The sequence below is a fragment of the Bradyrhizobium sp. GCM10028915 genome (assembly GCF_042666195.1).
Classification (GTDB): domain Bacteria; phylum Pseudomonadota; class Alphaproteobacteria; order Rhizobiales; family Xanthobacteraceae; genus Bradyrhizobium; species Bradyrhizobium canariense_D.
Map to the genome: position 1 here is coordinate 329,100 of NZ_JBHTFN010000043.1, position 20,209 is coordinate 349,308.

The 20,209-nt window shown below is 64.2% G+C and carries 23 protein-coding genes and 1 riboswitch; of the genes, 7 read left to right on the forward strand and 16 right to left on the reverse strand.

The features are described from left to right. Positions 1 to 132: 132 nt before the first annotated feature. From fabI to ACFQX9_RS19865, 4 genes are all read left to right on the forward strand, one after another. Positions 133 to 948: an enoyl-ACP reductase FabI gene (gene fabI, locus ACFQX9_RS19850; protein WP_026233116.1), complete on the forward strand. Its 816-nt coding sequence runs from the start codon at positions 133 to 135 to the stop codon at positions 946 to 948. 14 nt (positions 949 to 962) lie between these two features. Next, a complete protein-coding gene (locus ACFQX9_RS19855) occupies positions 963 to 1,562 on the forward strand; it encodes a histidine phosphatase family protein (protein WP_018456242.1) in 600 nt (199 codons plus the stop codon). 165 nt (positions 1,563 to 1,727) lie between these two features. After that, positions 1,728 to 2,816, forward strand: a complete 1,089-nt coding sequence (gene aroC / locus ACFQX9_RS19860; protein WP_018456243.1) for a chorismate synthase — start codon at positions 1,728 to 1,730, stop codon at positions 2,814 to 2,816. Positions 2,817 to 2,896: 80 nt separating this feature from the next. Beyond that, positions 2,897 to 4,087 (forward strand): adenylate/guanylate cyclase domain-containing protein, encoded by a 1,191-nt coding sequence (locus tag ACFQX9_RS19865; RefSeq protein WP_377790160.1) that lies wholly within the window; start codon positions 2,897 to 2,899, stop codon positions 4,085 to 4,087. A 41-nt stretch (positions 4,088 to 4,128) separates the two neighbouring features. On the opposite strand, the gene ACFQX9_RS19870 is transcribed toward ACFQX9_RS19865, so the two are convergent. From ACFQX9_RS19870 to ACFQX9_RS19905, 8 genes are all read right to left on the reverse strand, one after another. Then, the gene (locus ACFQX9_RS19870; RefSeq protein ID WP_377790162.1) at positions 4,129 to 5,298 is read right to left on the reverse strand and encodes a sensor histidine kinase; all 1,170 of its coding nucleotides are present in this window, start codon (positions 5,296 to 5,298) and stop codon (positions 4,129 to 4,131) included. A 60-nt stretch (positions 5,299 to 5,358) separates the two neighbouring features. After that, a complete protein-coding gene (locus ACFQX9_RS19875; protein ID WP_247565638.1) occupies positions 5,359 to 5,610 on the reverse strand; it encodes a hypothetical protein in 252 nt (83 codons plus the stop codon). Between the two features lie 189 nt (positions 5,611 to 5,799). Further along, positions 5,800 to 5,994, reverse strand: a complete 195-nt coding sequence (locus tag ACFQX9_RS19880; protein WP_219678576.1) for a hypothetical protein — start codon at positions 5,992 to 5,994, stop codon at positions 5,800 to 5,802. Between the two features lie 178 nt (positions 5,995 to 6,172). Then, a complete protein-coding gene (gene clpS, locus ACFQX9_RS19885) occupies positions 6,173 to 6,478 on the reverse strand; it encodes an ATP-dependent Clp protease adapter ClpS (RefSeq protein WP_007594672.1) in 306 nt (101 codons plus the stop codon). Positions 6,479 to 6,523: 45 nt separating this feature from the next. Beyond that, entirely contained in the window at positions 6,524 to 6,865 is a 342-nt protein-coding gene (locus tag ACFQX9_RS19890) for a DUF190 domain-containing protein (RefSeq protein WP_007594670.1), read from the reverse strand. Between the two features lie 2 nt (positions 6,866 to 6,867). Next, the gene (gene crcB, locus ACFQX9_RS19895) at positions 6,868 to 7,296 is read right to left on the reverse strand and encodes a fluoride efflux transporter CrcB (RefSeq protein ID WP_247565637.1); all 429 of its coding nucleotides are present in this window, start codon (positions 7,294 to 7,296) and stop codon (positions 6,868 to 6,870) included. Between the two features lie 6 nt (positions 7,297 to 7,302). Next, complete coding sequence (gene crcB, locus ACFQX9_RS19900) at positions 7,303 to 7,701, reverse strand: fluoride efflux transporter CrcB (protein ID WP_256467072.1); 399 nt, start codon at positions 7,699 to 7,701, stop codon at positions 7,303 to 7,305. 7 nt (positions 7,702 to 7,708) lie between these two features. Further along, a complete protein-coding gene (locus ACFQX9_RS19905; RefSeq protein ID WP_377790165.1) occupies positions 7,709 to 8,920 on the reverse strand; it encodes an MFS transporter in 1,212 nt (403 codons plus the stop codon). A 123-nt stretch (positions 8,921 to 9,043) separates the two neighbouring features. Further along, positions 9,044 to 9,121, reverse strand: a riboswitch (Fluoride riboswitch). A 287-nt stretch (positions 9,122 to 9,408) separates the two neighbouring features. Between ACFQX9_RS19905 and ACFQX9_RS19910 the strand changes: the two genes are divergently transcribed. Together ACFQX9_RS19910 and ACFQX9_RS19915 are read left to right on the forward strand one after the other, a co-directional pair. Then, positions 9,409 to 10,293 carry a DUF1194 domain-containing protein gene (locus ACFQX9_RS19910; protein ID WP_018456251.1) on the forward strand — a complete coding sequence of 295 codons (885 nt, stop codon included), beginning with the start codon at positions 9,409 to 9,411 and terminating at the stop codon, positions 10,291 to 10,293. A gap of 175 nt (positions 10,294 to 10,468) precedes the next feature. Then, the gene (locus tag ACFQX9_RS19915; RefSeq protein WP_377790167.1) at positions 10,469 to 11,101 is read left to right on the forward strand and encodes a hypothetical protein; all 633 of its coding nucleotides are present in this window, start codon (positions 10,469 to 10,471) and stop codon (positions 11,099 to 11,101) included. 4 nt (positions 11,102 to 11,105) lie between these two features. On the opposite strand, the gene ACFQX9_RS19920 is transcribed toward ACFQX9_RS19915, so the two are convergent. Beyond that, positions 11,106 to 11,543, reverse strand: a complete 438-nt coding sequence (locus ACFQX9_RS19920; protein ID WP_377790169.1) for a hypothetical protein — start codon at positions 11,541 to 11,543, stop codon at positions 11,106 to 11,108. A 350-nt stretch (positions 11,544 to 11,893) separates the two neighbouring features. Further along, on the reverse strand, positions 11,894 to 12,952 hold the full coding sequence (locus ACFQX9_RS19925; RefSeq protein ID WP_018456255.1) for a class I SAM-dependent methyltransferase: 1,059 nt from the start codon (positions 12,950 to 12,952) through the stop codon (positions 11,894 to 11,896). Positions 12,953 to 13,119: 167 nt separating this feature from the next. Here ACFQX9_RS19925 and ACFQX9_RS19930 point away from each other — a divergent pair, with 167 nt between their 5' ends. Then, positions 13,120 to 13,719 (forward strand): hypothetical protein, encoded by a 600-nt coding sequence (locus ACFQX9_RS19930; RefSeq protein ID WP_018456256.1) that lies wholly within the window; start codon positions 13,120 to 13,122, stop codon positions 13,717 to 13,719. Here ACFQX9_RS19930 and ACFQX9_RS19935 read toward each other — a convergent pair whose 3' ends face one another. The 6 genes from ACFQX9_RS19935 to ACFQX9_RS19960 all read right to left on the reverse strand — a co-directional run bounded on the left by ACFQX9_RS19935 (position 13,720) and on the right by ACFQX9_RS19960 (position 20,091). Continuing rightward, a complete protein-coding gene (locus ACFQX9_RS19935; RefSeq protein ID WP_247298698.1) occupies positions 13,720 to 14,967 on the reverse strand; it encodes a methyltransferase in 1,248 nt (415 codons plus the stop codon). It abuts the gene before it with no gap. Beyond that, the gene (locus ACFQX9_RS19940; RefSeq protein ID WP_247298701.1) at positions 14,960 to 15,694 is read right to left on the reverse strand and encodes a TlyA family RNA methyltransferase; all 735 of its coding nucleotides are present in this window, start codon (positions 15,692 to 15,694) and stop codon (positions 14,960 to 14,962) included. Before ACFQX9_RS19940 ends, ACFQX9_RS19935 begins: the two co-directional genes overlap by 8 nt. Before the next feature lie 26 nt (positions 15,695 to 15,720). Further along, the gene (locus tag ACFQX9_RS19945) at positions 15,721 to 16,275 is read right to left on the reverse strand and encodes a nucleoside 2-deoxyribosyltransferase (RefSeq protein WP_247298704.1); all 555 of its coding nucleotides are present in this window, start codon (positions 16,273 to 16,275) and stop codon (positions 15,721 to 15,723) included. A 33-nt stretch (positions 16,276 to 16,308) separates the two neighbouring features. Continuing rightward, the gene (dxs, locus tag ACFQX9_RS19950; RefSeq protein WP_377790172.1) at positions 16,309 to 18,237 is read right to left on the reverse strand and encodes a 1-deoxy-D-xylulose-5-phosphate synthase; all 1,929 of its coding nucleotides are present in this window, start codon (positions 18,235 to 18,237) and stop codon (positions 16,309 to 16,311) included. 599 nt (positions 18,238 to 18,836) lie between these two features. Next, positions 18,837 to 19,088 (reverse strand): exodeoxyribonuclease VII small subunit, encoded by a 252-nt coding sequence (locus tag ACFQX9_RS19955; RefSeq protein WP_007594646.1) that lies wholly within the window; start codon positions 19,086 to 19,088, stop codon positions 18,837 to 18,839. Positions 19,089 to 19,161: 73 nt separating this feature from the next. After that, positions 19,162 to 20,091, reverse strand: coding sequence for a histone deacetylase family protein (locus ACFQX9_RS19960; protein WP_018456262.1), 930 nt, complete (start codon positions 20,089 to 20,091; stop codon positions 19,162 to 19,164). Positions 20,092 to 20,209 lie beyond the last annotated feature (118 nt).

Consider the following 20,209-nt stretch of genomic DNA (forward strand, 5'->3'; position numbering starts at 1 on the left):
GATCATAACACCCGAGCGGAACGGCTATTCCGGCGCTTGAAACAGCGTTAACGCCGCGTATTAGGACTGTACCGCAACGGAGGGCTGGTGTACCTCCAAACCTCACCGGGAGCTCGACGGGACGTTAGCAAAATGGCGCAGAATTCAGGTCTGATGCAGGGCAAGCGGGGCGTGGTCCTCGGCGTTGCCAACAACCGCTCGATCGCCTGGGGCATTGCCAAGGCATGCCACGCGGCCGGCGCGGAGCTTGCCTTCACCTATCAGGGCGATGCGCTGAAGAAGCGCGTCGAGCCGCTCGCCGCCGAGATCGGCGGGCTCGTGCTCGGCCATTGCGACGTCACCGATGCTGCGACCATCGATGCGGCCTTCGCGGTGCTGAAGGAGAAGTGGGGCAAGATCGACTTTCTGGTGCATGCGATCGCCTATGGCGAGCAACTCGACGGCCGCTACGTCGACACCACGCAGGAGAATTTTTCGAAATCCCTGCTGATCTCCTGCTATTCGTTCACGGCGGTGGCGCAGCGCGCCGAGAAGCTGATGACCGACGGTGGCTCGCTCATCACGCTCAGCTATTACGGCGCCGAGAAGTGGATGCCGCATTACAACGTCATGGGCGTCGCGAAAGCGGCGCTCGAAGCGAGCGTGCGTTATCTCGCCGTCGATCTCGGTGAGAAGAATATCCGCGTCAACGCGATCTCCGCGGGGCCGATCAAGACCCTCGCGGCGTCCGGTATCGGCGATTTCAGATATATCCTGAAGTGGAACGAGGCCAACGCACCGCTGCGGCGCAACGTCTCCACGGAAGACGTCGGCGGCAGCGCTCTGTATTTCCTCTCCGACCTCTCGCGCGGCGTCACCGGCGAGGTGCACCACGTCGATTCCGGCTATCACGTGCTCGGCATGAAGCGCCCGGAAGCGCCGGACATTTCGTTCGGCGGGAAGGACTAACTTTTCACCCAGCAATGCCTGTGCCCACGATTTATTACCTTCGCCACGGCGAGACCGAGTGGAATGCGCTCGGGAGGCTTCAGGGCATCAAGGACATTCCGCTGAACGCACGCGGTCGCGGTCAGGCGGTGCAGGCCGGCGGCATTCTCGCCGATCTCTTCAAGCGCGAGGGCCGCGACAAGGCCGCATTACCCTACGTGTCGAGTCCGCTTGGCCGCGCACGAGAGACCATGGAACTGGCGCGGAGCAAGCTCGAACTGCCGACTGCGGGCTATACGCTCGACGATCGCCTGCGTGAGATCGGCTACGGCACCTGGGAGGGACTGACGCTAGCCGAGAGCGAGGCCTCCGATCCCGACATCTACGCCCGGCGCCTCGCCGACAAATGGACGGTGGGCCCCGCGGGCGGAGAGACCTACGCCGATGTGCAGGTCCGCGTGCGCGCTTGGTACGACCAACTCCGGACCGACACCGTCGCGGTCGCCCATGGTGGGACCTGCCGGGCCCTGATGGTTTCACTCGGCCTGGAGACGCCGGCGAGCGCCGCCGAACTTTATATCGAGCAGGGCGCCGTCTACGTGTTCCGCGACGGGCGGTTGGAGAAGTTTAGTTAAGCCGGTTCGCTTGCGCGTCCTGCGCCGTCATGCCCGGGGCGCCCTTTTGCGCTTGTGGGCCAAGAACGTGGATGGCGGGACAAGCCCGGCCATGACGACCGTGTAGGCATTTGACCCCAATTTCAGGGCGAGTTAAGTCAGCACTGACTTACGAGCTAGATACGGATGTCCTTCAACACCTTCGGCCACATGTTCCGCGTCACGACCTTCGGCGAGAGCCATGGGGTGGCGATCGGCTGCGTGGTCGACGGCTGCCCGCCCATGATCCCGCTCGTCGAGGCCGACATCCAGGGTGATCTTGATCGCCGCCGACCCGGCCAGTCGCGCTTCACGACCCAGCGTCAGGAGCCGGACCAGGTCAAGATCCTCTCCGGCGTGATGGCGCATCCGGAGACCGGCGTGCAGGTGACGACGGGCACGCCGATCGGGCTCCTGATCGAGAACACCGACCAGCGCTCAAAAGACTATTCCGAGATCAAGGACAAGTTTCGGCCTGGCCACGCTGACTTTACCTATGAAGCGAAGTACGGCCTGCGCGACTATCGCGGCGGCGGCCGCTCCTCGGCGCGCGAGACCGCGACGCGCGTCGCCGCCGGCGCGATCGCTCGAAAGGTGCTGCCCGATGTGAAGGTGCGCGGCGCGCTGGTGCAGATGGGGCCACACAAGATCGACCGCGCGAAATGGGACTGGGACGAGATCGCGAAAAACCCGTTCTTCTGTCCGGACAAGGACAAGGCCGCGTTCTTCGAGACCTATCTCGACGGCATCCGCAAGAGCGGCTCCTCGATCGGCGCGGTGATCGAGGTCGTCGCCGAAGGTGTGCCGGCTGGCCTTGGCGCCCCGATCTACGCCAAGCTCGATGCCGAGCTCGCCGCCGCAATGATGAGCATCAATGCGGTGAAGGGCGTCGAGATCGGCGCCGGCTTCGGCGCGGCCGAACTCACCGGGGAAGAGAATGCCGACGAGATGCGCACGGGCAATGACGGCACGCGTTTTCTGTCCAACCACGCTGGTGGCGTGCTGGGCGGCATCTCCACGGGGCAGCCGGTGGTGGTGCGTTTCGCCGTCAAGCCGACCTCGTCGATCCTGCAGCCGCGTCTCACCGTCGATCGCAACGGCGCCGACACCGAGATCATGACCAAGGGCCGCCACGATCCCTGCGTCGGCATCCGCGCCGTCCCCGTCGGCGAAGCCATGATGGCCTGCGTGTTGGCGGATCATTTCCTGCGCGACCGCGGCCAGGTCGGGCGCTAGCGTTCCGCAGGGCGCTTGTATCGCGCCACTAGTCCACCGCGCAGCTTGACGATCCCACAACTTCGTCCGCAAATGCGCGCATGGAAAGCTCCGAGCTCCAACGTATCACCAACTGGCTGATCGACGGCGCCTGGTCGTCGAAGGCCCCGGCCGAGATGACGGCCGAAGCCTGCGAACGGATGGTTGCAGCCGGTCTGCCGCTATGGCGGTTCGGCATCTTCATCCGCACGCTGCATCCCGAAATTTTCGGTCGCAACTTCATCTGGCGGGAAGGCGAGGAGGTCGAGATCGGCACGGTCGATTTCGAGATCCTGGAGACGCCGGAATTCGCCAGAAGTCCGCTGCGGGTCGTGTTCGAGCAGGGACTTGAGGTGCGGGGACGCATGGACGATCCCGGCAGCAAGCATTTCCCTTTTTTCGACGATATGCGTGCCGAAGGCGTAACCGACTACGTCGCGACGCCAATGCAGTTTCTCGACGGCTCGGTCCACGCGACGAGCTGGACAACGCGCCATCCAGGCGGCTTCACCGATGAACACATCGCGGCGATTCACACCATCGTCAAGCCGCTCGCGCGCATCACCGAGATCATCAGCCTGCGCCGCACCGCCGAGATGCTTCTCGACACCTATGTCGGCAATCGTGCCGGCGCGCGCATCCTCGGCGGTCAGATCCGCCGCGGCCACAACGACACCATGCAGGCTGCGATCTGGCTCTCCGATCTGCGTGGCTTCACCGCACTGTCGGACCGGCTGCCGGCCGAGACCGTGGTCGAGATCCTCAACCATTATTTCGACTGCCAGGTCGCCGCGATCCGCGGTCATGGCGGCGAGGTGCTGAAATTCATGGGCGACGGCCTGCTCGCGGTATTCCCGATCGACGAATATGTCGGCGATGCCGCGCATGTCTGCACGCGCGTGCTGGAAGCGGCGCGCGAATCCCGCGCCAGCGTCGAGGCGCTCGCGTATCCTGTCGGCGACGTCGTCGAGCGCTTCCGCTTCGGCGTGGCGCTCCACGTCGGCAACATCCTCTACGGCAATATTGGAGGCGGCAACCGCCTCGACTTCACCTGCATCGGCCCCGCCGTGAACCTTGCCGCCAGGCTCGAGAAGATCACGGGTCGCCTGGGGCGGACCGTCGTCGCCTCGGAAATGTTCGCCAATGTCTGCCGGCACGACTGGCACGAGCTCGGCGAATTCCCGATCGCAGGCTTTTCAAAGGCGCAACGCGTGTACGGGCTGACGGAGGAGACGCCGGTGGCGATGGCCTGAGGTCGTCCTCGGATGACCGCCGCCAAGCCGGTAAGCAGAATTCAGGCGTTCGACGCCATCACCGACCTCAGCGGGACATCCAGCTGATAGACGAATCCGGACGGTTCATAGGCCAGCCGCACCTGCCCGTTCAGTTGCTGGCCGAGCGATTCGATCATCCGGGTGCCGTAGCTTCGCCGTGTTGGCGGCGCCACCGCAGGGCCGCCGCTTTCGCTCCACTTCAGGCGCAGCCTTTGCTCGATCTCGTCCACCGTCCATGCGATCTCGACATGGCCGGAGGAACTGGACAGCGCGCCGAACTTCGTGGTGTTGGTGCAGAGCTCGTTGAACGTCATCGCGAGCGCTATCACGGCACCGGACGTGATCCGGAGATCCGGCCCATTGAAATGGAATCGTCGACCCCCCTGACTGTCAAAAGGATCGGTGGCGCCGCTCAGGGTGTGAGTGAGGCTCGCATTTGACCAGCTGACCTGTATCAACAGGTCGTGGGCGCGCCCCAACGCCAGCAAGCGGCCATCCATGGCCTTTTGGCCTTGCTCGAGATTGATTGCGGCCCGAAAGCTCTGGGCTGCGATCGCGCTCACCGTCGCAAGCGTATTCTTGATGCGATGATGCAGCTCTCCGAGGATCAGCTTTTGCAACTTGTCGGCAGCCTCGCGTTCGTGGGCTTCGATGCCGGCTTGAGCGAGCAGGACCTTGGCGTCGGTGTCGGCCTGTTCCAGCAACAGGCGCAGATTGTCGTTCTCCGCCACCAGAACCGATTCCTGTGGCGATCGGGCAACCCCAAGGTTTTCCCCAGGATCCGTCGTTGTGTTCGGAAGGATTTTGAGCGCGCCCGCTCCGATCATCGTCTGCAACTGCGAGATCATTTCGTCGACGGCGAGCGGCTTGCGAAAGAAGCGACTGTCCGCCGGCGTTTCGGTTTCAGACGGCTTTACCTGACCGGAAACCAGCACGATCTTGATGGCAGGCCAGCGATCGTGCACCGCGTGGGCGAGCTTCAACCCGTCCATGGTGCCGGGCATCTGGATGTCGCTGAACAGAAGCGAGATGTCCGACCGCGACTCGAGGATCGAGATTGCTTCGTCGGCGTTGACGGCCTCCACAGGGCAGAAGCCTGCATCCTCCACGATATCGACCGCGCGCATGCGCAGGATCATCTCGTCTTCGACGACGAGAACGTTCGGCAAGGAGGTTGGAGGTGTTGACATCTGTGCACGACACTTTCTGGCTCATCCGACAAGCTCGGCCGGCGCTTTGAGATTGATGGTCTAGCGGCGCGCAGTGACCAAACGAGCTTCATGAATCCTGACATCGGATTCACCTCGGCGCAGACACGATGCTTCGAAGTCCGGCCAGACCTGGCCCAGGCAATTCCTGGCCACCGGATGGCTCGCCAGCCGGTCCGACTTCGCCAAAGCGACTGTCTCGCGCGCCTTCACTTGCGGAGCAAAACCGGGCAACAGCATCACGGACACTCCGAGGAGCGCGAACATCGCGAAGGCGATAAGAGATTTCATCATCGGGGGCTGCTTTGCTGTTGGCTGCTCCCGCTGCGTTCGGGGAACGCTATCTCAACAATCAAAACAAGATATCGTTCACCACGTACAACTTATATTTGAGTTCGGTTGCCGGCAATGCGGCGTCGGCGCTCAACTGGCACTGCTGCCTTGGGCTTCCGCTCCGTCAGCAGGCCGATGCTGCATTGGCGACTAGCGCGGCGCCTTCAGGCCTGGCGAACTCAGCCAATCATGAATGTGCGAGGCCGTTTCGCTCAATCGCGCCGCTTTGAGCAGCGATTCCCGCTGAACGCCGGGCGGGGCTATCTCCGCGCGACGGCGGGCCTCGGCGGCCAATTGGGCAAGGCGATTGCTCAGCGGGATGGTGCGCTTGGTGGTGTCTTGCATGGGACGCTCCGCATTGGCGGGAGCGCAAAGACTCTCTCAGTCACCGATGGACGCCGTGATGGGCCGGTGATGGCTCACCATGCGCCTGTTGACGGCCAATAGATACATTATTCGGCAGAGCGGATTCGGCGCTGAATCCGAAAGAAGGCGCAAAAGCACCAAAGCCGGGCCGGGGCCACTATTCCTCCGGCTCCGTCGTGAACAGCAGGGGATAGCCCTTGGTGCGGCCGGCATCCGTTGCGCGGGTAGCCTTGGTCTCTGCGACGTCCTTGGTGAACACGGCGACCACGCAGGCGCCGAGCTTATGGGCCGTGATCATGACCTTGTAGGCCTGATCCTCGGTCATGCGGAACTCGGCTTTGAGGATCATCGTGACGAATTCGCGGGGCGTAAAGTCGTCGTTGATCAGGATGACCTTATGCAGCTTCGGCCGCTCGACCTTGGTCTTCGTCCTGGTTTTAGGTTTGGCAACAGTGTCGTTCATTCCGCCTCCCGGATATGGCGGGCTCGGGTTCCTGCCGGCGCGCGCTCAGCGCGCGGCCTTCTCACCATATTGCAGGACCTGCACCTTCTCCAAGGTGATCAGGCCGCTCGACATCATGCCATCCAGGATGGGCAGGAATGCATTGATGTTGTCCTCGCTGTCGACGATCTCGATCAACAGCGGCAGGTCTTCCGAGAGCCGCAGAATCTTCGACGTGTGGAGCCGGCTCGACTTGCCGAAGCCCATCGGGCCGCGCAGCACGGTAGCGCCGGCCAGATGCCGCTCGCGCGCCGTCATCACGATCGCTTCATAGAGCGGCTTGCCGTCGAAATGGTCGTTCTCGCCAATGAAGATCCGGAGCGAAACTGCCTGATTGGGGATTTGCAAGATTAGCTCCTTCGCAAGCGGTTGGCGCCGCTGGCTATCATATGGCCTGCCCATACCGACACCAGCCAGCAAATGACGGATGCCGCGATATAGGCGAGCGCCGTATATTTCATGCCGCCGTGGAACAGGCGGAAGGTCTCCAGGCTGAAGGTTGAAAAGGTCGTGTAGCCGCCGCAGAACCCGGTCATGACGAACTGCCGGTGCTCGGGCCGCGCCAGCACGCGGCCGTCGGGCCCGGTCAGCGTCGCGTAGAAGCCGATGATCAGTGAGCCCGTGGCGTTGATGAACAGCGTCGCGACCGGGAAGCCGGGGCCGGTGTCGAGCGCAAGCCCGACCAGATAGCGCGTCAGCCCGCCGACCATGCTGCCGGCGGCAACCCAGGCATAGAGCGTCGCGGTGCGCCAGCGATCCGCAGAGGAGGGGGACTTCATCTGCCTCTAGCCTCCCAGAGTGTCCGCGAGGAGGAAGCCGCAACTGACGGCGGCGAGGCAGAGCACGACGGAGACCGCGACATTTCCGAGCGCGTGCATCGCCTCGCCGTTGCGCGCCAGCGTCAGCGTTTGCAGGCTGAACGAGGACACCGTGGTGTAGCAGCCAAGAAAGCCGGTGACCGCGAACAGCCATGGATCGGGCGCGGCGAAGGCCGAGCCGGGATGGGTCGCCAATGCGCCAAAAATGCCGATCAGAAAGGCGCCGGTGACGTTGATGGTCACGGTGCCCCACGGAAACGTCTCGCCCAGCCGCCGGGCGATCGCGCCGGAGATGAAATAGCGCGCGCAGCCGCCGAGCACGCTGCCGATCATGATCGTAAGCGCTCCGCTCAGCACGTCGAACAGCCCCCCGTCATCGTTTCTCCTCCGTTGCCAGCCCGTTGCCGACGGCGAACAGTCCCATGAGCGCGACCAGCGCGAAGCCGAGCCCGGCCAGGAACGTGCCGGCCGGACCATAGCTATCCCACAGCGCTCCGGCGATCACGCTTGCGGCCAGCATGGCAAGGCCGGTGAACAGGTTGAAATAGCCGAACGCGGTGCCGCGCAAGCTCGGTGGCGCTGCGTCGGCGACGAGGGCCGAGAGCAGGCCTTGCGTCAATCCCATATGCAGTCCCCACAGCACGACGCCGAGGGCGAGGCCGCCAAGGTTTGGCAGCAGTGCGAGCGCGAGATCGGCGCCGGCGAGGAAGACGAGGCCGAGCGCGAGCAAGCCGGTGCGGTTGATCCGGTCCGAGAGCACGCCGGCCGGATAGGCCGACAACGCATAGACTATGTTCATCAGCACCAGCACGGCCGGCACCCACATGGCATTGAGCCCGATGTTCTGCGCGCGCAGGATGAGGAAGGCTTCGCTGAAACGCGCCAGCGTGAACACGACGCCAACCGCGACCACGCGCCAGTACACGGACCCGAGCTGGCGCATCGCGGCGGTATTCAGTGGATTCCTTGACGGCTCCCGGCCAGGGTCCGGCTCCGGCTCGCTCACCGCGAACGCGATCAGTCCGAACGACAGGAAGCCCGGCAGCACCGCCACCCAGAACACCGCCGTAAAATTGTCCGCCGTCCACCACATCAGGCCGATCGCCATGAGCGGCCCGACGAACGCACCGATAGTGTCGAGCGACTGACGCAGGCCGAAGCTCGCGCCGCGCAAACCGATAGGTGCGATATCGGCGATCAGTGCATCGCGCGGCGCGCCGCGGATGCCCTTGCCGACGCGGTCGATGAAGCGCGCGGCAACCAGCCATTCGACGCTGGGGGCAAGCGGGAACAGCGGTTTTGTCAGGGCGGCGAGCCCGTAGCCGAGCGCGGCGAGCAATTTGCGCCGGCCGAGCCAGTCGGACAACGCGCCGGAGAAGATCTTCGTGATCGAGGCGGTCGCCTCGGCAATGCCCTCGATGAAGCCGACGGTGAGCGTGGAGGCGCCGAGCACGGTGACGAGATAGACCGGCAGCAGTGCGTGGATCATCTCGGAAGAGACGTCCATCAGCATCGAGACGAAACCGAGCACCCAGATTCCCCTGGGCAGCCCCGCACGCGCAGCATTCGGTGTTGTCGTCGTCACGTCCAGGACTTCTCCTCGGCCTCTCCTCGGCCGCTCCTTGCCTTCGCGTCCAGGCAACAAAAAACCCGCCGGCGGCGGGTTCGTCCATGCTCCCGCCGAAGGCAGAGGCCCCAAATTGCCCCTCCTCAAGCAGGAGTCATCAGCCCACTACGGTCACAGGCCGCCGGGCGGTTGTCGGGGGACTCCATCCCCATCTGTCCGGCCAGCCTAACATGGAAATCGCGCCGGACAAGTGGGCGAGATGCGCTGTCCAGTGGCCCGTCAGTCCGGGAGCGGACCGCACATGACGGCATGCCGGCGCCAGCGATCGCGCAGTCCAGCGGCGCGAGCGCGGCAACATCGCGGCCGCTTTGCGTACTGCTTCGCAATTCCCGCCTCCAAATGCCTAACTGGCAAATGCCTAACCGGAATGTGAAGCGCGAGCGATCTTCGGACTTTGCGGCAAGGCGATTGCATGTCACCATCAGGTCATACGACGGGAGGCTGCGATGCGCTTGCTGTTCTCGATCGGGGCTGTGCTGGTGACCGGCATGTTCGCCGGAGGGGACGTCGCGGGCATCGCGGCACCAGGACCCAAGTTTGAGTCGCCCAGACTGGCGCTACTCAAAAATCAGCCGCAGCGGCAAGCAGCCGACAGAGACGCGCAGACGGTCGATGTCGAGCTGATCCTCGCCGTCGACGTCTCCTACTCCATGGACATGGACGAGCTCGCGGTCCAGCGTGAAGGCTATGCGCAGGCGATCCAGTCGAAGGAATTCCTGCAGGCGCTGAAGCTGGGCCCGAACGGCCGGATCGCGGTGACCTATTTCGAGTGGGCCGCTTCGACCGACCAGAAGATCATCATTCCGTGGCGGCTGGTCGACGGACCGGAGACCGCCGATGCCGTCGCCGCCGAAATCCTGAAGACGCCGATCCGGCGTGCCTCGCGCACCTCGATCTCCGGCGCGATCAGTTTCGCGATGCCGCTGTTCGACGAGGATCCCTATCGGGGCTTGCGCCGCGTGATCGACATTTCCGGCGACGGTCCCAACAACAACGGCACTCCGGTCACGATTGCGCGCGACGCAGCGATCGAGAAGGGTATCGTCATCAACGGCCTGCCGATCATGGTCAAGGAACCCTCCTACTCGACCATGGATATCGACAATCTCGATTTCTACTATGAGGATTGCGTCATCGGCGGCCCCGGTTCCTTCGTCATCACGATCAAGGACCGCGATAAGTTCAAGGAAGCCATCCGCACCAAGCTCTTGATGGAGGTTGCGGGCCGTATGCCAGAGCGTCCCGTGATGCGGGTTGCGGAGAAGGACAAGGAGCCGCGTGTGAACTGCATGATCGGCGAGAAGATCTGGTCGGACCGCTGGGGTCGCTGAGCGCGGCCACCGGACGAGACCTTTTGCCCTATTTGCCGGCGATGGAATTTTAACCATGCGTTAACCGTTGCGTGGCCCTAATCGGCTGCTTTCATTTGTTTCCGGATAAGGTTCTGACGTTGCTGTCGGGGCGCGAAAGAAGCGGGCCTGTCAGACACATCCGCCGAGCAACCCAATGGCCATCGTCACCTCGAGCACCAGCCAGATTTCTCCCGCTCTCGAGCGAGTGTATCACCAGAGCTCCCTGCTCGGTGAGTGGAAGGGCAATTGGGCTGGCAACAACCAGCCCGTCAGCTTCAAGGTCGTGAACATCCGCGGGGCCCGGGCGCAAGTCGAGTACACCCATAACGGGCGCACCGAGCGCGGCTTTGGCGAGGTCGCCGGTTCGCTTCTCACCTTCGGCACGGTCACGGTCGGCACCAAGGACGGCAAGAGTCTGGTGCTGTTGTCATCTGCAGGCGCGGGCAAGCAGACCGCGACTCTCGAGAAGCAGGCGCCGCCGGCCTCCGACAGCCGCCTGATGGGAAGCTGGGGCGGCTATTCCAGTGACAATGGCAAGAGCGCAAGCTTCAGGGTGCTCGCTGTCAACGGCGACGAAGCGCAGGTCAGCGTCACCACCGATGGCGTCACCCGTCAGGGCACCGGCACCGTCTACAAGAACGTCATCATGTTCGGCCAGGCGCAGATTGCGACCGACGACGGGCAGAATGGCAAGATCATCTACCAGGTCCGCAACAAGTCCTTCGTGGTGCCCGTGACAAAATATCCGCCGTCGGATACATCGTCCTCGGTGGACAGGACCGCGTAGCAGATCACGGCTGCTGCTCGCTGGACCGCGTCAGCGCCTTCAATTGCCGGTCGATCTGACGCAAGACGTCGCAGGCGGTCGCCAAAGCGCCATTGCCGATCAGTCGCCAGATCTCCGTCCCTGCTCGTCCAGATGCGGAATTGTCAGCGGTAACCGCGCTGCTTCCATAGCGCACCCTTCTCGTTGATGAGATAGCGCTCGTTCGTGCGAACACGATCTGCGCAACGCAGGCCAGCGACCGGTAGACGCATCCGGCGATATGGGTCTGCTCGTTACGTGCGGCCGCAAGCTCCGCATTCTCGATGCCGAAGAGGATTTCCCACTGGAAGCGCCGGATCAGAGCATCCCGCAACGGTTGCGGGTAGGGCAGCGCGATCGATTTCAACCGGTTGATCAGGTCTTGCGGATCGCGCAGTGGTTGGCAATAGGCGATCTCGCCCATCCAGATCGCCGAGCAGAAGCCGTGTGGATGGCCGGGCTGGTAGTCCATGGTGATGATGCCGGCCCGACAGGATTCCATGACGACTTCGACAGCGTCGGCGTTGCGATAGAGCAGGTCGACCCTTTGTCCGCCAACGGACAGCCAGGCACCTCCGATGATCCACGGCCCCCATTCAGCGCCATCGCAAATTCATGGAGAGCGGCTTCGTCGTCCTCCCGTCATGACGGACTCGCGTCGCCTTGTCCGATCGCCAGCTTACGTCGCGGCGCGAGCGAGGGAGGGTGTCGGCGCCGGGCGTGGCTGCAGCATCGGCATGGCATATGCCGCGGCCACGCGCCGGAATCGGAAGATCAGATCCGCGCCTCCAGAATCAGATTGAAGGGCGTTTCAGCGGCGCGGCGGAAGCGCGTCAGTCCGCCCTCTCGCGCGACCTTGCGCAGCCTTGCCTCGCCCGCTTGCGCGCCCAGTGCGAGGCCCACCTCCTGGTCGAGCGAGGCCGGCGTGCAGATCATGGTCGACGCCGCATAATAGACCCGCCCGACCGGGTTGAGATTGTCCTCGAGGCGGTCGCCTGCGAACGGCTCGACCAGCATGCAGGTGCCGTCCTTTGCCATGGTCTCGCGCACGTGGCCGATGGCGCCGACGGGATCGCCCATGTCATGCAGGCAATCGAAGAAGCAGACGAGATCATAGCCCTCGGCCGGATAGGTCTTGGCGGAATGAACAGCGAAGCTGACCCGGTCGCCCAATCCGGCTTCGGTGGCCGCCTTTCGCGCGGCCTCGATCGAACCCTCGTGATAGTCGAAGCCGTAGAAGCGGGAGTTCGGGAAGGCTTCCGCCATCAGCCGTGTCGAGACGCCGTGCCCGCAGCCGACATCGGCGACCTTGGCGCCGCGCTTCAGCTTGTCCACGACGCCGTCGAGCGCGGGCAACCATTCCTGCACCAGATGATGCATGTACCCGGTCCGGAAGAAGCGGGCGGTGCCGCAGAACAGGCACTCGCTGCGCCGGTTCCAGCCGACGCCCTTGCCGGATTTGAATGCGTCCGAGATCTTCGGCTCGTCGAGAAATGCCGAGGCAATGACATTGCCGAACGCGCCGAGGAACACCGGACTGTCCTCATCGGCAAGCGCCATCGCCTGCTCCGGTAGCATCGAGAATTTTGCCGAAGCGGAATCGTATTCGATGTAGCCGGACGCCGCCTGACTCGCGAGCCATTCGCGGACGTAGCGCTCCGCCGTCCCGGTGGCGCTTGCGAGCTCGGACGAGTTCATCGGTCCCTTGGCGGCAAGGGTACGGTAGAGACCGAGCTTGTCCCCGAGCAGGACCAGCGATGCATTCATCGCCGCCCCGAATTCGGTGACCATCTTGCCCATAAAGGCATTCAACTTGTCGGAATTGACCTCCATGACAGCCTCCGTGCTGACGCGCCCCCTTAGGTGGGTCAATCCGGCATGGGGGAAGTTCAAATTGGCAGAAAAACGTGATCCCGGAACTCAGGGGGAGAATGGTGTCGCTATGCTGGCATTCATGATGTCTGGTGGGTATAATTCGCAAGCTTTCGACGGTTATTTGAATGTTCAGGCTTACACCCTCTTGCGGTCTCGCGGTTTTTCTTGCCCTGCTCTGCCTCGGCGAAGCGCCGGCTCATGCGCAAGCCGCACCCCTGCAATATTGGATCCCCGGCGGACCTTTTGGATTCGGCGGTGTTGCCGGCCAGAGCGCCGATAGCTACGGCATTTTCCCGAGCTTCAATGGCGGCGACGCAAGCGGCCGCAGCAATTCGAACGGCTTCTTTGTCGGCAGCCAGCATGGCAATCTCAATTGGAGCGGCCTCAGCCCGGCCGGACTGAGCGGCAATTTCAGCGCGCTCTCCTACGACAGCACGCAGTTCGGCTACAACACCAAGACCGCGGGCGGCATGCCCGTCACGTTCTTTGCCGGGTTCGACACCCTGAAATACGGCGGCGGCATTGGCAGCTCGCTTGCGCCGCTCACCTCCAGCGCCTCGCCCGGCTACGGCGCATTTGCGGGTGTCGAGTTCAAGCCGACCTCCAACCTCAGCCTGTCGTTTGGGGCCGGGTTCACCCAGCAGGACTCGGGCCGCATGGACAGCGATCTCAGATCGAACATGCTGCCCGGCGAGTCGCCGGCGTTGAGTGGCCTTCGACGCTAACTAGCGCGTGAACTTCGCAACGAGCTCGACATGCGGCGTGTGGCGGAACTGATCCACCGGCACGACTACGTCGATCTTGTACCCGCCATCGATCAGCAGCCGCGCGTCGCGGGCAAAGGTCGCGACGTTGCAGGAGACCGCGACCACCACAGGCACCTTGCTCGCGGCGAGCTTCAAGGCCTGCGCCTGCGCGCCCTGGCGCGGCGGGTCGAACACGATGGCGTCGAAATCGCGCAGCTCCGGTGCCACCAGGGGACGGCGAAACAGATCGCGCGGCTCGGCCTTGATCGGCTTGAGACCCGGCGTGCGCGCGGCCTTTGCGAGCGCCGTAATGGCGCCGGCGTCGTTGTCATGGGCAGTGACGCGGGCCTTCTCGGCGAGTCGCAACGCGAACGGACCAACGCCGCAGAAGAGATCGAGAACGTTCTTCGCCTTGCCGATGCGCTCGGCGACCAGCGACGCGAGCGTCTCTTCGCCGGCGACGGTCGCCTGCAGGAACGAGCCCGGCGGCAGCGTCACCTCGGCGCGGCCCATCTGCAGGGTCGGTGGCAGGCGTTGCAGCACCAGTTCGCCGTGCCGTGTCAGCCGCGCCAGGCGGTGCTGCTCGGCCACGCGCGACAGCGCCGTCACGAGCGGCGTTGGCAGCGGGCCGGAGCCGCGCACGTCGACATCGAGACCGTTGGCGGTCGCGGTGACCTGGATGTCCAGCGGTTTCGTCACCGGCATTTTGGACGTCAGCAGCTCGGCGAGCGCCCAACCGGCATCGAGTGCACCCTCGAGCCCGGGATCGAGGATCGGGCAGCGATCAATCGGGATGACGTCGTGCGCGCTGGCAGCCGAAAAGCCGACCTTGAGGATGTCATGGGTGCCGAACCGGCCGTGCAGCGTGATGCGCCTGCGCCCCGCGCCGTGAGCGTCGACCAGCGGCGTCACCTCGCAGTCGATGCCGGCCTGGGCCAGGGTCTCGACCACGATGCCGCGCTTCCAGGCGTGATACGGTTCAGTCGCCCAGTGCTGGATCGCGCAGCCGCCGCAGACGCCGAAATGCGGACAGAATGGCGCGACGCGCTCGGGACTGGCGACGTCCACTACCAGCAGCTTGCGGCGGTCGGGATGATTGCCGACGACATGATCGACTTCGACGGTCTCGCCGCCGAGCGTGTAGGGCACATAGATGGCCTCGCCGGCGTCGAGCGAGACGCCGTCGCCGCGATGGCCAACGTGATCGATCGTCACGCGCTCAACCACGGCGCGCGCCCAGGAAGAATTCGATGTTGCCATCGCCGCCGGTGATCGCCGACGGGAACACCTCGATATCGGTGCAGCCGAGCGAGGCAGCAAAGGCGGCGATGTCGTCGCAGATCTCGCTGTGCACGGCGGCGTCGCGGACGATGCCCTTCTTGTTGTGCTTCCGGTCCGCCTCGAATTGCGGCTTGATCAGCGCCAGCAGGCTCATCGGCGCGGCGGCCAGCGACAGCGCGATGGGCAGCACCGTCTTGAGCGAGATGAAGCTGACGTCGATCACGACGACATCGGGCCGCGCCGGCAGGCGCTTGCCGTCATAGGCGCGGATGTCGGTCTCTTCCATCGACACGATCTTGGCGTGACCGCGCAGCGAGGGATGCAACTGGCTGGTGCCGACATCGACGGCAAAGACGAGGCTCGCGCCATTCGCCAGCAGTACCTCGGTGAATCCGCCGGTGGAGGCGCCGACGTCGAGGCAGACATGGTCCTCGATCTCGATCGGGTAGCGCTCCAGCGCGCCGGCGAGCTTGACGCCGCCGCGGGAGACGTAGGGGTGCGCGGGCTCGGCCTGGATCACGGCGTCCTCGGCGATGGTCTCCGACGGCTTTGCGACCTGCTTGTCGTCGGCGGTGACGAGCCCGGCCTCGATCGCCGCGCGCGCCCGCGCCCGGCTCTCGAACAGGCCGCGCTCGACCAGCAGAACATCCGCGCGCTTGCGGGCAGGGGACATCATCTCTCCGAAGACGCCTGAGGCGCTTATGTAGCGATCAATCGCGCGGCCGCCATCCGGACGCAAGCCTCGAACGCGGCCAGATCGTGCCAGACGTCGATCGGCATCTGCGCCGGCGTCACCAGCGGGCAGCCATGCAGCTCCAGCGCGTGGATCATCATGAGATTATCGACGAGGCCAAAATCCTCGACCGTCAGCCCCTGCGCATCGACCAGCCGTCCGTCTTCGGACGTCACGTCCATGAAGCGACTGACACGGTCGGCATAGGCGGCACCGTCATTGGAATAGGCGAGGCAGAACTTGCGGCGGCCGGCCATGTAGCCGAGCTCGTAGACGGTGCCGGGATCGGCGCCGGCGCCGCGGAACGGCGTGAGGTTGGCGATGATCGCATCGGCCGCGTCCATCATCGCCTCGTTGCCGCAAAAGATCTGCCGCGAGGCGTCGGGCGCGGCGCGGTCGATTTCGTTGTCGAGGGGATAGAGGCCGGTGACGCCGTGCGCGGCACAGACCGCGACTTTGTGCCGGCCGATCTCGACCGCATCTGGCAGGAACACGTCGGGGCCTGCCAGATAGATTTTCATCACAGCTGCTTCGCGGAAGGTCGAAGCTCGCTATCAGGCGAGCTTGACCGTCTCGGCCTTGACGTCCTTGCCGAGCGCCTCGAACACCTTGGCGACGATGCCCTTGGCGTCGAGACCGGCACGACCGTACATCGCCGCCGGGGTGTCGTGGTCCTGGAACACGTCGGGCAGCACCATGGTGCGGAACCGCACCAGGCCGCTGTCGAGCGCGCCCTGATCGGTCAGATATTGCGCGACATGCGAGCCGAAACCGCCGACCGAGCCTTCCTCGATCGTGATCAGGATCTCGTGGTCGCGCGCGAGCTTGAGCACGAGCTCGGTGTCCAGCGGTTTCATGAAGCGCGCATCAGCGATCGTGGTCGAAAGGCCGTGGGCTGCAAGCTCGTCGGCGGCCTTCTCGCATTCGGCGAGGCGCGTGCCGAAGGAGAGCAGGGCGATCTTGCTGCCCTGGCGGACGATGCGGCCCTTGCCGATCTCGAGCGGAATGCCGACTTCGGGCATCTCGATGCCTCGGCCTTCGCCGCGCGGATAGCGCAGCGAGCTCGGACGATCATTGATCGCGACCTGGGTTGCAACCATGTGCACCAGCTCGGCTTCATCGGACGCGGCCATGATCACCATGTTCGGCAGACAACCGAGATAGGCGTTGTCGAACGAACCGGCATGGGTGGCGCCGTCGGCGCCGACGAGGCCGGCGCGGTCGATGGCGAAGCGCACGGGCAGGCTCTGGATCGCGACGTCATGCACGATCTGGTCGTAGCCGCGCTGCAGGAAGGTCGAGTAGATCGCGCAGAACGGCTTGTAGCCTTCGGTGGCGAGACCGGCGGCGAACGTCACTGCGTGCTGCTCGGCGATGCCGACGTCGAAGGTGCGGTCCGGGAACGCCTTGTTGAAGATGTCGACGCCGGTGCCGGAAGGCATGGCCGCGGTGATGGCGACGATCTTGTCGTCCTTCTCCGCTTCCTTGACGAGGCTCTGGCCGAATACGTTCTGATAGGCCGGCGCGTTCGGCTTGGACTTGGCCTGGGTGCCGGTCGCGACGTCGAACTTGACGACCGCGTGGTACTTGTCGGCGGAGGCTTCCGCCGGGCCATAGCCCTTGCCCTTCTGCGTCACGACGTGGAGCAGGATCGGGCCGGTCTCCATGTCGCGCACGTTCTTCAGCACCGGCAGGAGATGGTCGAGGTTGTGGCCGTCGATCGGGCCCACGTAATAGAAGCCGAGCTCCTCGAACAGCGTGCCGCCATCCATCATGAAGCCGCGGGAATATTCCTCGACGCGGTTGGCTCGGTTGGCGAGGATCTTGGGCAGGCGCTGGTTGATCTGCTTGGCCACATCGCGCAGCGTGCGATAGGTCTTGCCCGAGTAGAGCCGCGACAGATAGGCGCTCATCGCGCCGACCGGCGGCGCGATCGACATGTCGTTGTCGTTGAGGATGACGATCAGGCGCGAGTTCATCGCCCCCGCATTGTTCATGGCCTCATAGGCCATGCCCGCCGACATCGCGCCGTCACCGATGACGGCGATAACGTTGTTCTTGCCGCCGGAGAGGTCGCGCGCGACCGCCATGCCGAGGCCGGCGGAGATCGAGGTCGAGGAATGCGCGGCGCCGAACGGATCGTAATCGCTCTCGCTGCGCTTGGTGAAGCCGGACAGGCCGCCGCCGGTGCGCAGCGTGCGGATGCGATCGCGCCGGCCGGTGAGGATCTTGTGCGGATAGGCCTGGTGGCCGACGTCCCAGATCAGCCGGTCGCGCGGGGTGTCGAAGATGTAATGGATTGCAGTGGTGAGCTCGACCACACCAAGGCCTGCGCCGAAGTGACCGCCGGTCACCGAGACGGCATCGATGGTCTCCTGACGCAGCTCGTCGGCGACCTGGCGAACCTGCTCGACCTTGAGTTTGCGCAGGTCGTCCGGCGTCCGGATGGTGTCGAGAAGCGGCGTTTTACTATATGCGTTCACGGCGATTTCCAATTTGTCAGCGCCGGAAGATCGTTCCGGCGCGCGATGGGTTTGCTCAATATCGGCGCAGCGCGAGTCCTTAAACCGTCGGAGCCACCTGCATGGGGCAAAGCCCCGTCTTCAAGCTTAGGTGAGCTTAAGTGCTCTCCGGTTCAGTCTCTGTGATCCCTGTCACTTAGATCGGCTTCGTCCATCCCAGCCAATTCATCAGCAGTTTGAAGCGCTTGCCGTCGGTAATCAGTGCCCACGCAAGGCTTACAAAAAGCCACACTCCGCGCAGCTTTACACCAAAGCTTGGGCCAAAGCCAACCCGCTGGGCCCGATTACGGGCATGCACCTGCAACCCGCGGGCCAGAGTGGTTAATCCTGGCGCCATCGGAAGGGTTCCAAAGCTAGCCCGGTTCCTCGGCAAGGTTTTTCGCGTGGGGAAGCTATTTTTAGGCCGGATTCAGGAGGACGAGGGGCGCTCTGAGGGAGGTTCCATAATCTCCGGAGCGCCGGTTCCCTGGAATCAAGCAGCAGCAACGCCGACGGCGGCGTGCGATCATGAAAAATTGCCGGTGCGCGCTGCGTGAGATAGGCGGCTTTGAAGGCGGCCCTTACTGGACGTCGAGCGGCGCGGTGCCGGTCGCCTGGCCGCTGGCATCGGTGGTGATCTTGTCGACGCGCGCCTCGGCCTGGCGCAGCAACTCCTCGCAGCGGCGCTTCAGGGCCTCGCCGCGCTCGTAGATCGTCACGGATTCCTCGAGCGGCACCTTGCCGTCCTCGAGCCGTTTCACGATCGTTTCGAGCTCCTCGATGGCGCGTTCGAAGGTCAGCCTGGAGATGTCGATTTGGGTATTTTCGGCCATATAAGTTTCCGATTGCCCGATTCGCTTCACGTCGGAGAAAGCAAAGTTTTGCGGGCGCAATGTGGCGGGTGTGTCAGGCGCCCATCAGGGCGCCGACATGCGCCGTAACAGATTCTTTCAGTCCTTGCAGGTCGTAGCCGCCCTCGAGCACAGAAACAACGCGCCCTCCGGCGGTCTTGTCAGCGAGGTCCATCAACTTACGCGTCACCCAGGCATAATCCTCCGCGCGCAAATTCAGCGACGCCAGCGGATCGCGATAATGCGCGTCGAAGCCGGCAGAGATGACGAGCAGCTCCGGGCTGAATTTTTCGAGCTGCGGCAGGATCAGATTCTCGAACGCGATGCGGAATTCCGGCCCGCCGTCCTCGGAGGCGAGCGGTGCGTTGACGATGGTGTCGTGGTCGCCGCGCTCGCTCTTGGCACCGGTGCCCGGAAACAGCGGCATCTGGTGCGTCGAGCAGTACATCACGGTCGGGTCCGACCAGAAAATATCCTGCGTGCCGTTGCCGTGATGCACGTCGAAATCGACGATGGCCGCGCGCTTGATGCCGTATTTACGCTGCGCGTGGCGCGCGGCGATGGCGACGTTGTCGAAGAAGCAGAAACCCATCGGCTTGCCGATCTCGGCGTGGTGGCCGGGCGGGCGCACCGCGACGAAGGCGTTGCGATGCTCGCCCGCCATCACCGCTTCGGTCGCCGCGACCGCGCCGCCGACGCCGCGCATCACCGCTTCCCACGTGCCAGGCGACATCGAGGTGTCGCCATCGATATAGACCTGTCCGCTGGTCGGCGCGATGTGGCGCAGCTCCGTGACGTAGTGCTCGTTGTGGCAGAGCGTGACGAGGTCGAGATCGCCCTCCGGCGCCTGGTCGCGCACCAGGAACTGGAAGCGCTCATGCGACAGCGCTTCCTCCACCGCGCGCAGGCGGTCCGGCCTTTCAGGGTGTCCCGGCGGCGTGACGTGGTCGAGGCAGGCCTTGTGGGAGAGGAGAAGCGTACTCATCAGTCGGCCTCATGGGATGCGGGCTCTCGACGTCGCTTGGCGCATCCGGCGCCAAAACGCAAATGCAAAACCCAATCTATGCGTTCCCCCGGGAATGGCAAAGGGTGTCCCGGAGCGG